The sequence below is a fragment of the Labrenzia sp. THAF187b genome (genome assembly GCF_009363375.1).
Lineage (GTDB): Bacteria > Pseudomonadota > Alphaproteobacteria > Rhizobiales > Stappiaceae > Roseibium > Roseibium algicola.
The window spans coordinates 710,186-721,669 of record NZ_CP045344.1 but is presented as its reverse complement, the minus strand read 5'-3'; the positions used below and the strand labels follow the sequence as shown (position 1 = coordinate 721,669).

5 protein-coding genes are annotated in these 11,484 nt (G+C 62.8%); all 5 read left to right on the top strand.

What is annotated here, in order from left to right; all coding sequences use genetic code 11:
- Positions 1-71: 71 nt before the first annotated feature.
- Genes FIV03_RS03355 through addA form a run of 5 tightly spaced genes read left to right on the top strand, consistent with a single transcriptional unit; the run spans position 72 to position 11,477 of the window.
- On the top strand, positions 72-2,516 hold the full coding sequence (locus tag FIV03_RS03355; RefSeq protein ID WP_022998976.1) for a PAS domain-containing sensor histidine kinase: 2,445 nt from the start codon (positions 72-74) through the stop codon (positions 2,514-2,516).
- An 8-nt stretch (positions 2,517-2,524) separates the two neighbouring features.
- On the top strand, positions 2,525-4,051 hold the full coding sequence (tsaE, locus tag FIV03_RS03350; RefSeq protein ID WP_152508671.1) for a tRNA (adenosine(37)-N6)-threonylcarbamoyltransferase complex ATPase subunit type 1 TsaE: 1,527 nt from the start codon (positions 2,525-2,527) through the stop codon (positions 4,049-4,051).
- Between the two features lie 39 nt (positions 4,052-4,090).
- Entirely contained in the window at positions 4,091-4,825 is a 735-nt protein-coding gene (locus FIV03_RS03345; protein WP_152508670.1) for a nucleotidyltransferase family protein, read from the top strand.
- Positions 4,826-4,827: 2 nt separating this feature from the next.
- Positions 4,828-7,974, top strand: coding sequence for a double-strand break repair protein AddB (gene addB, locus FIV03_RS03340; protein WP_152508669.1), 3,147 nt, complete (start codon positions 4,828-4,830; stop codon positions 7,972-7,974).
- Positions 7,971-11,477, top strand: a complete 3,507-nt coding sequence (addA, locus tag FIV03_RS03335) for a double-strand break repair helicase AddA (protein ID WP_209009846.1) — start codon at positions 7,971-7,973, stop codon at positions 11,475-11,477. The genes addB and addA overlap by 4 nt, the downstream gene beginning before the upstream one ends.
- Positions 11,478-11,484 lie beyond the last annotated feature (7 nt).

Here is an 11,484-nt window from a genome sequence, read left to right as displayed (position 1 = left end):
ACAATATGCCGATAAGCGGCAGGAACGACGCGCGGCCACGCGCGGCGTGGCGAGATTGGAGTCTGAAATCGGTGAAGCTCGGCGGAACGGCGCTGGCAGGCTGGAGCCTGTCTTGCGGTTCAGCGGCAGCCGACATGCTCGCCGACACGACTGCTGCCATTTCCCCCGATAACATGATTCTTTTTGGTGCGTTAGGCGGAATGTGCGCCTTTGCCGTCACCGCATCTGTCGCTCTCGTGCGTCATCGCAAACAATCCGGATTGCTGACCGACGCGCTGGAAAAGGAAAAGAGCGATCTCAAATTCCGGGTCGACCGCCTGGAGGCGATGCTCAATACCGACGAGCAACGCGTGATCGTCTGGACCGGCAACGGCGCCATGCCGCAGATCTGGGGCATTCTTCCCGAAAAATCTGGCGTGCCGCGCCCCCCGGCGCAACTGCTTGCGTTCGGCAGCTGGCTGACGGCAAAATGCGCCGGCGATCTGGAACGTCATCTGGACATGCTGTTCCGAACCGGCGAAGCCTTCACCACCACCTTGAAGACCCGCACCGGAACCTATGTGGAAGCGCTGGGGCGCACCACCGGCGGTGCTGTGGTCCTGCGTCTGCGCGATCTGACTGGCGAACGTCAGATGCAGGCGGAACTTGCTGCCCGCAATGCCAAGATTTCCGGCGAACTGCATATGCTGCACGCGCTGCTGGACGCCATGCCGGCACCGGCCTGGCAGCGCGATGCGGAAGGAAATCTCATCTGGGCCAACCAGGCCTATGCGGAAGCGGTCGACATGACCGACGCCGATCTTGCGATCAAGGAAGGGGCAACCTTCCTCGACGCTGCTGCACGCACCGCCATGGCCGTCCAGCGTAACGAAGACGGCTGTTTCAACGCACGTATTCCCATCGTCGCCTCCGGTGAACGCCGGGTGTTCGAAGTGACCGATGTCAATGCCAATGTCGGCGGAGCCGGCATTGCCGTGGACATCAGCGAACTGGAACAGGCCCAGAAGGAACTCGGCCGCGCCGAGGACTTCCACGGCCGCACGCTGGACCAGCTGGCAGCTGCGGTTGCCATCTACAGCGCCGATCGCAAGCTGCAATTCTACAACGCGGCCTTCCGCCAGTTGTGGGATCTCGATCCTGCCTTCCTGGAAAGCCGGCCGGAAGACAGCGCGGTTCTGGATGCATTGCGCGCGGCGCGCAAGATCCCGGAACAGGCGGACTATCGCGTCTGGCGCAACAAGATGATGGAGAGCTACCAGTCTCTGGAAGCTCGCGAAAGCTGGTGGCATCTTCCCGATGGCCGCACCCTGCGCGTCATTGCCAATCCGCACCCGCAAGGCGGCGTCACCTATATCTATGAAAACGTCACCGAGCAGCTCGATCTGGAAAGCCGCTACAACGCGCTGACCCGCGTCCAGGGGGAAACCCTCGACAATCTGTCGGAAGCCGTTGCCGTGTTCGGGTCCGACGGGCGCCTGCGCCTTTGGAACCCGGCTTTCGGTCGTATCTGGGGTCTGGAAGAGGATCAGCTTTCCGAACTGCCGCACGTCAAGGAAGTCGTCTCCGCCTGCACGCTCAATGAAACCGAGCGCGATGCCTGGGAACAGCTTGCCGGCAACGTGACGGGACTTCTCGACAACCGCACCCAGAAGGTCAGTCGTCTGGAACGCCACAACGGTGATGTCGTCGACTATGCCACTGTTCCGCTGCCCGATGGCGGCACGCTGGTGACCTTTGTCGACGTAACGGACAGCGTCAATGTCGAGCGGGCACTTCTGGAAAAGAACGAGGCACTGGAACAGGCCGACCAGATCAAGAACGCCTTCATCCAGCATGTTTCCTACGAACTGCGCTCGCCGCTGACCAACATCATCGGCTTCGCCCAGTTGCTGGCAGATCCGAAATTCGGAGAGCTCTCCGACAAGCAGAGCGAATATGCGGACTACATCCAGTCGTCCTCCTCGGCGTTGCTTGCCATCATCAACGACATTCTGGATCTGGCAACCTTGGATGCCGGCATCATGGAACTGGACCTGGGTGAAGTCGACGTTGCGCCAACCGTGGCAGCAGCCGTCGAAGGGCTGAAGGACCGGATCGCCGAAGCACGTATCAACCTGCGGACCCATGTGCCGGGTGATGTCGGCATGATGGTTGCCGACGAAAAACGCCTGCGCCAGGTCCTGTTCAACCTCATCTCCAATGCCGTGCGCTATTCCGAGCCCGACGGCGTGGTCGATGTCAGCTGCAGCCGCGAAGACGACAAGGTGACCTTCGTCGTTCAGGATCATGGCTATGGCATTCCAGCTGAAATCCTCACCCAGGTGTTCAACCGCTTTGTCGGGCATGACACAGGATCGCGCCGTCAGGGCGCAGGTCTCGGCCTTGCCATCGTCAAGAGCTTTGTCGAACTGCATGGCGGCACGGTCGACATTCAGTCCGCCGAAGGCAAGGGCACGACGGTGACCTGCGTCTTCCCCGCACGGCCCGAACTGGCGGACCAGGCGGCGGCCGAGTAGGACGCCGGATGGCAGACCACCAGCTGCAAGCCCTGTCGGGCGCCTTTCAGACAATCGAAATTGCCGACGAACAGGGCACGCGGCGACTTGCCAACGACATCGCGATGGTCCTGAAGCCCGGTGATGTCATTTGCCTGTCGGGCGATCTGGGCGCCGGGAAGTCCACGTTCACCAGGGCGCTGATCCGCACCTTCGCCGGTGAGCCGGAGCTGGAAGTGCCGAGCCCGACCTTCACGCTCGTGCAGACCTACGATTTCCCGCGTTTCGACCTGTCCCACTTCGATCTTTACCGGCTTGAAGAGCCCGAAGAACTGGAAGAGCTCGGGCTGGAAGACCTTCTGGAAACGGGAGCCGCGCTGATCGAATGGCCGGAGAAGGCGAACGAGCTGCTGCCCGGCAATGCCCTCTGGATCCAGATCACCCAGCCGACTGACGACGATGACCATCGCCGGTTCAGCCTCTATTCGGACGCCCCGCACTGGCAGAACCGGATCGGGCAATCGCTGGCAACGCGGTTCTTTCTGGGGACCGCTGGTCTCCCGGATGCCGAGCGTTGTTTCCTGGCAGGCGATGCTTCCCTGCGAACGTTCGAGACGGTTGCAACAGGGTCTTCGACAGCTGTTCTGATGCGCTGGCCTTTCCAGGGGGACGCGGTGCCGGAAGCTGTCCGCGCCTACATGGAAAAGGTGCATCTGGCGCGCGACTGCCGGGCGATTGTCGCGGTGGGAACGGAACTCAGGAACCATGGTCTTCGCGCGCCCGATCTTATGGCGAGCGACCTGGAAAACGGGCTGATCCTCTCGTCCGATCTTGGCCGGGATACCATCGTGGTAGACGGCAAACCGGTGCGCGAAAGATATGTTGCCGCCGTCGATGTCCTGGCGAAGATGCATGGTGAGGCCTGGCCAAAGACGGTCTCGCTCGCTGATGGTGGGCTGTATCAGGTCCCCGACTATTCAGCCGACGCGCTTGTTGCCGAAGCGGCGCTGTTTCTGGACTGGTATGTCCCGAAGGTGTCCGGAAAGCCGGCCGACGAGAGCACGCGCTCGGAATTCGAACGGCTATGGCGCGAGGCACTTGAAGACATAAGCGAGGCCCAGACAGGTTGGGTGCTGCGCGATTTTCATTCGCCGAACCTCCTTTGGCAGGCGGGTGCTGAAGGAACCGACAGGATCGGCTTGATCGATTTCCAGGACACGGTCTATGGCCCGGTTGCCTATGATGTTGCTTCCCTGCTGCTGGACGCCCGCACGGACATGGACGAAGCTCTGGAAACGGCGCTCTACGATGCTTATCTCTCGGCAAGAAAAATGCAGTCCGCAGAGTTCGATGAAGTTGGTTTTTCGAAAGCCTACGCGGTCATGGCGGCGCAGCGGATCTCCAAGATCCTCGGCATCTTCGTCCGTCTGGCCGAACGCGATGGTAAGCCGGCTTACTTGAGCCATTTGCCGCGCATGCTAGGCTATCTCGACCGGGTGCTTGACAGGCCGTTCCTGTCGGATTTGAAAGACTGGTACGCACGCTATCGGCACTGAACGCGCCGCGTTCAACCGGTCGCACATTTGAGACAGATGATGACAGACAAGCGGTTTCGCCCTTCCAAAGCCATGATCCTGGCCGCAGGCCTCGGCAAGCGCATGCGCCCGCTGACGGCAACGACACCCAAGCCGCTGATCGAGGTCAACGGTCAGGCCCTGATCGACCATGGCATGGACCGGCTCGCAGCAGCGGGCGTGAAGACCTGTGTGGTCAACGTGCACTACCTTGCCGATCTGGTGGAGGTTCACGTTCGCCGGCGTGCCGACATGGAAATTCTCGTCTCCGATGAGCGTGAGCAGCTTCTGGAAACCGGGGGCGGTATCAAGAAGGCGCTGCCGCTATTGGGGGAAGAGCCGTTCTTCCAGCTCAATGCCGATACCTGCTACTGGATCGAGGGCGTCAAACCCAACCTGGAACACATGATCGAAGCCTGGGACGAGAGCCGCATGGACGCCCTGCTTCTGGTTGCCGAAACCGTGAAAGCGGTTGGCTATTCCGGCCGTGGTGATTTCGACATGGCAAAGGACGGCGCGTTGACCCGGCGGCAGGAAAAGGGCGTGACGCCCTTTGCCTATGCAGGCGCAACCATTTTGCACCCGCGCCTGTTCGAAGATGCCCCGGACGGGCCGTTCTCCATGAACAGGCTTTTCGACAGGGCGATTGAAGCCGGACGTCTTTACGGCGTTCAGATGGAAGGCCTGTGGCTGCATATCGGAACGCCGGAGGCCATCCGTGCCGCCGAATATGCCGTTCGCGAGAGTGCCGCCTGAGGATGGCCGGTAGCGCGCGCCTCTGGTCTGTCCCGCCGTCCGTCCCTTTCCTGAAAACGCTGGTCGACACACTGGTCGACGGCACCCTGATCCCCGGCTTTCGCCCACTGGACGATCCACTGCTGCTGCCGTCGGTCACGCTGTATCTGCCGACGCGCCGCGCCGCGCGCCTGCTGCCGGAGCTTTTCCAGCAGCGGTTTGGTGGCCGGCCAGTTCTCCTGCCTGCCATCCGCCCGGTGGGCGATGCCGACGAGGATGCACAGAGCCTGACCGCCAATGCGGATCTGGAACCTCTGCCGCCGGCAATGCCCCTTCTGGAACGTCACCTTGCGATGACCAGGCTGGTGAAGGCCTGGAAGGGCATGTTGCGCAGGGAGGCACTCAGTCTCAGGTCCGACGAACCTCTCGGCCTTCCGGCGTCGACGGCCGATGCAGCGTGGCTGGCGGCAGACCTGCTGACGCTGATGGACGAAGTTGAGACGGAAGAAGCCGACTGGACGGAACTGTCCGGTCTGGTGCCGGAAGACCATGCCCGGTACTGGCAGATCACGCTCGATTTCCTGCAGATCGTGCGGGAGGCCTGGCCCGCGCATCTTGCCGAACTGAAAATGATGGACCCGAAGGCCCGTCGCTCGGCCCTTATCCGGCGGGAGGCCGAGCGCCTGGAACGGACACCTCCTCGTGGCCCGGTTATTGTTGCGGGCGTTACCGGCTCGGTTCCGGCCACCGCCGAATTGCTGAAGGTTGTCTCCCGGCTTGAAACCGGTGTCGTCGTGCTGCCTGGACTGGACCGCTATCTGGACAGCCGCTCCTGGGCCGTATTGGGAGAAAAGACGGGCAAGGCCTCAGCCCGCAAGGGTCTGATGCAGAAAGACGCGGCAACCCTGCCTTCACATCCGCAGTATTCGCTGAAGCAATTGCTTGATCGGCTGGGTGCCGGGCGGGAAGAGGTTGCAACGCTCGGGCCGGACCCGGATCGGGGGCTCCTGCTGCGCGAGGAGCTTGTCTCCGAGGCTCTGCGTCCCGCCGACACTTCCGATGGTTGGACAGCCTATCTGGACGCTCGTCCCCAAACGGACAGGGCAGAGGCCCTCGATGGTGTCTCGATCATGACTGCCCGCAACGAGGCGGATGAAGCCTTGAGCGTGGCGATTGCCTTGCGCGAAGCGATCGAGCGGCAGGAAAGTGCGGCCCTCATTTCGCCGGACCGCATGTTGACGCGTCGGGTTGCGGCGGAGCTTGCCCGCTGGAACATCCAGGTGGACGACAGTGCCGGCCGTCCGCTCGATCAGACCGCACCGGCGATCCTGGCAATCCTGGCAGCAAAACTCGCACTTGGCGGCTGCGAGCCTATCGATCTTCTGGCGCTTCTGAAGCATCCGCTGACACGGCTGGGCTTGCCGGTGAAGGACATCCGGTCTGCCGCCCGCGCGCTGGAGCGTGGCGTGGTTCGCGGCCCGCGCGCCCGGCCGGGAACGGCAGGTTTGCAGCTGGCTGTCGATGCAAGCCGGGAAGATGCGGGCAAGGCACATACGCCACGCTGGAAAAAGATCCACGACGAAGACTGGGACGTGATCGCGAACCTTGTCGACCGTCTTGCCAACGCGCTGAAACCGCTGGAAGAACTTGCCGCAGAAGGCGGCACGATCCTTCTGACCGACCTCGCACGGCGTCATGTCGATGTGATCGAGGCGATCTCGATCGATCACGAAGGTTCGGTGGCAGAACTTTATGCCGGCGAGGCGGGCGAGGCGCTGGCCCAGTTTCTGACCGGTCTTCTGGAAGCAAGCTCCAGCGGACTGGAAATTCCTGCCGGCGAATGGCCGTCGGTACTGCCTGCGCTGATGTCCGGTCAGGCCGTACGGCGCAGGCTGCCGGGCGACCAGCGGGTGCAGATCCTCGGTCCCATGGAAGCACGGCTTCAGGCCTTTGATTTCGCGATCCTGGGTGGCCTCAATGAGGGCGTCTGGCCTCAACGCACGCGCAATGATCCGTGGCTGAACCGGCCGATGAAGCGCGACATGGGGCTGGAACCCCCGGAACGCCGGCTCGGTGCAGCCGCACATGACTTTGCGCAAGGCATGGGCGCACGGCGTGTCCTTCTTTCGCGTGCCGCACGCTCCGACGGCGCTCCCACCGTCGCATCGCGCTGGCTGCAGCGCCTGACCACGCTTGCCGGGCCCGACCTGACGAAGAAACTGGAAGCGCAAGGGGCGGTATATTCCGCCCTTGCAGCACAGCTCGACCGGCCGGAAGGCGCGGTGCGGCCTGCGTCCCGGCCTCATCCTCGTCCGCCCTTGGCAGCGCGTCCGAAATCGCTCTCCATCACCGAAATCGAACGCCTGATCCGCGATCCCTACGCGATCTTTGCCCGTCATGTGCTCGAGCTGCAGCCGGTCGACCCGATCGGCGGCGAACCCGGTGCGGCCGACAAGGGCAACCTCATTCACGATGCGCTGGCGGATTTCCTGCTGACCTGGACCGGCGCATTCGACGACAGTGCCGTAAAGGCCCTGACAGAGATCGGCGAGGAGCTGTTCGAGCCTCTTGATGCGTTTCCGGCGATCCGGGCGCTCTGGTGGCCGCGTTTCCAGAAGATCGCGGCTGGCTTCGTCGCCTACGAAGCAAGGCGGTCGCAACACGTCAGCCAGCGGTTCCTGGAAATCGGAGGCGGTGTGGAACTGAAGTTGCCCGGCTTCGATTTCCGCCTGCGCGGCCGGGCAGACCGGATCGACCTTCTGAGTGGCGGCGGGCTGTCCGTGGTCGATTACAAGACAGGGCAGGTGCCCTCGCAAAAGCAGGTCGACGCGCTACTGTCGCCGCAATTGCCGCTGGAGGCCGCGATGGTCCGGCGGTTCGGGTTCAAGGATGTGCCGGCTGACGCGCCGATATCCGAGCTATTGTATCTGCAGCTGAAGGGCGGCAGCGAACCGGTGATCGAAGCACCGCGAAACCCGAAGGACACGCCGCTGGAAGATCTGGTGGAAGACGCCTGGACGCGGCTGGAACAGTTGATCGCACATTATGTCAGGGAAGACATTGGTTACCTGTCCCGTGCCCGCGTCATGCGCGAGCGGCAGATGGGTGGCGACTATGATCATCTTGCCAGAACGCAGGAATGGGCACTTGGATCGGAGGAGCCTTCATGAGCTTTCAGATCCCTGAAGTGACCAGGCAACGGCAGGACCTTGCCTCCCGCCCACGGGCCTCGGCCTGGGTGAGTGCCAATGCCGGATCGGGCAAGACCTTCGTTCTGTCCCGCAGGGTGGTGCGGCTGCTGCTGGATGGCACCGATCCCTCTCGTATTCTTGCGCTGACCTTCACCAAGGCCGCCGCTGCCGAAATGGCGACCCGCGTTTTCAAGATTCTCGGCGAATGGGTCACCAGGGATGATGCCGCACTCGCGGCCGAATTGCAGGACATTGAAGGCCGCAAACCAGATGCCGCGCGCCTGGCGATGGCACGCCGCCTGTTTGCCCGGGCACTGGAAACACCGGGCGGGTTGAAGATCCAGACCATTCACGGTTTCTGCGAATCCCTGCTGCACCAGTTTCCGCTGGAAGCAAACGTCGCGGGCCATTTTGCCGTACTCGACGACCGGGTGGCGGCGGAACTCATGGCGGCCTCGCGCGCGACCGTGCTGCATGTTGCCGAGACCGAGCCGGAAAGCGCCTTTGGCAGGGCGCTGGCATCTGTCATTGATCTGATGAGCGACGGCGGCGCCCAGAAGGCGCTGGACGAGTTGATCCAGAGCCGCGACGCCTTCCGTCGCTGGACGGTTGATGCCGGCGATCTGGAAACCGCGCTTGCCGAGCTTGCCGGTCTTCTGGAAACCGATCCGGCTCTGCGGCTTGCGGATTTCGACGAGCAGTTCCGGACCGCATGCCCGTTTGATCTGAACACCTGTCTTGCCTATGCCGAGGCACTGCGAACCGGCACCAAGACCGATCAGGCGCGTGCGGACGATCTGGTTGCCGCCGCGAGGCTCACGGACATAACCGCTTTCCGCGAGGCCTGGCAGGCGATTTTCCTGACAGCCAAGCTTGAGCCGCGAAAGTCGCTCGCCACCAAGAAGGTCGCGGAAACGTTCCCCCAGATGCTGGAGGCGCTGGAGGCGGAACAACAACGCCTGTTGGAACTGCTGGACCAGCGCCGGAAGGTGGCGACCTATGAGGGAACCACAGCCCTGCTGCGTCTCGCCGACGCGGTGATCGGTCATTATGAGCGCGCCAAGACCGCCCGCGGGTATCTCGATTTCGAGGATCTGGTGGTCAAGACGGCAACGCTGCTGCAGAAGTCCGATGCGGCGCTCTGGGTGCAATACAAGCTCGACCAGGGGCTTGATCATATCCTTGTTGATGAGGCTCAGGACACCAGTCCGCGCCAATGGGAAGTGGTGACTTCGCTTGCCTCCGAGTTCTTCGCCGGGACCGGTGCAAGAGACCGGGTCCGCACGCTGTTTGCGGTGGGCGACGAAAAACAGTCGATCTATTCGTTCCAGGGAGCTGTGCCGGCCTATTTCGATGCCATGCGACGGGCCTTTTCCGGCAAGGCCGAGGCGGCCGAGCTTGAGTTTCATTCCGTCAATCTGCAGCTCTCCTTCCGCTCCACGCCGGATGTTCTTGGAGCGGTCGACAAGGTGTTTCACGACGAAAGCGCCCACAAGGGCCTGTCGCAGGACGTGAAGGCGCCGGTCCATGAAGCCATCCGCCGCGACCCGGGGATCGTCGATCTGTGGCCACTGGAGGCCGAGGCGGAGATCGAGGAACCGGACGACTGGCGCCAGCCGATCGACCACGTCGGTTCGGGCAGCCCGATGCTGAAGGTGGCCAGGCGTATTGCTGCTGAAATTGCCCAGTGGATGCGCGATGGCTCGGCAAATCCCGGCGATGTGATGATCCTCGTGCGCAAGCGCGGGCCTTTTGTCGAAGCGCTCAACCGGGAACTGAAAGAGCTGGATATCCCGGCTGCCGGCAGTGACCGCCTTGTTCTGACGGACCATATCGCTGTTCAGGATCTCGCCGCTCTCGGCAGGTTCCTGTTGCTGCCGGAAGACGACCTGTCGCTTGCCTGCGTGCTGAAGAGCCCGCTGTTCAACCTGACGGACGACGACCTGCTGGAGGTTGCCCGGGAAACGCCGGAAAATGTGCGGCCCGGAACGCTGTGGCAGATGCTGGTGAAACGGTCGGACAGTTCGGACAAATGGAAGGCCGTGCGCGCAAGGCTGGAAGACTGGCGCGCGCGCGCCGACTTCGTGCCGCCTTACGAATTCTATGCCCGGCTGCTGGGGGCTGATGGCGGCCGGAAAGCTTTTCGCGCTCGCCTCGGCGTGGAAGTCGATGACGTTCTGGACGAGTTCCTGGCGCTCACCATTGCCTATGAGCAATCCGGCACGCCGGGCCTGGAAGGGTTCCTTGCCTGGATGGCAGCGGCACCGACCGAGATCAAGCGTGAGTTGACCAATACCAAGGGCATGGTCCGCATCATGACCGTGCATGGTTCCAAGGGGCTGGAAGCGCGGATCGTCGTTCTGGTCGATCCGGGGGCAGCCCCCGTCAGCGCAATCCACGATCCGGCCTTCCTGCCGCGCAAGCGTCTGGAAAACGATCTTCTGCCACCGGCTCTGGTCTGGCTGCCACCCAAGGCGGACCGGACACCCTGGCACGACGCGGCGGTGGAAGCCCTGCGGGATGCGCAGGAGGAAGAGTACCGGCGCCTGTTGTATGTGGCTCTGACCCGCGCCGAAGACCGGCTGATCGTCTGCGGCTGGGAACCGAAACGCGGTGCCCACGAGAACTGCTGGTATTCGATGGTCTCACGGGCGTTGAAGCCTGAGGCGCGTGAACTGACCGCAACCGATGGATCCGTTTCCGCCTGGCGCTGGCAGAAGGATGGCGTCATCGCCGAGCCCGAGGCAGGCGCGGCGTCGCATACCTCCGCAGTGCCGCGCAGCGAAGAACCGCCGTTGCCGGACTGGCTCTCCAGCTCCGTCCGTCCGCTTGCCAGGAAGAAACGCCTTCAGCCCTCACGGGCATTCGAGGCGATGGAGGAAAAGGAAGGCATCGAACCGGTGCCAGCGGTGTCTCGCCTGCAGGCGGGCAGGGATCTTGCATCCTGGCCCCTGGAGCGCGGTCGCCTGATCCACCGGCTTCTGGAGCTGTTGCCGGACCTGGCTGAAGACGCCCGCATGGCAGCGTCGGAAACCTACCTCAAGCAGGCCCTCAAGCCGGAATTTGCCGGGCGCATGCCTCACCTTCTGCGCGAAGTGGCTGCGATTCTCGAGATGCCGGAATTCGAGACGCTGTTTTGCGGTCATGCCCGCGCCGAAGTTCCGCTGGTCGGGACGATTCGGGCAAGCGACGGCACGGAAGTCGAGATTTCCGGACAGATCGACCGGCTGGTGGTTGAGGATAACCGGGTGGTGATTGTGGATTACAAGACCAACTTCCATCCGCCGGCATCAGTTGCCGAAATCCCGCTCGAGTACCGCGCACAGCTTTGTGTTTACAGGGAAATGCTGAAGCAGATTTATCCGGACAGGGAGATTTCCGCCCAGCTTCTGTGGACCGCGGTGCCGAGCCTGATGGAAATCCCCGAAAAGGTGCTGGAAGAAACCTTCGCCGGACTGCGTCCTGACGGCACATCGGCTTGACGGCAGG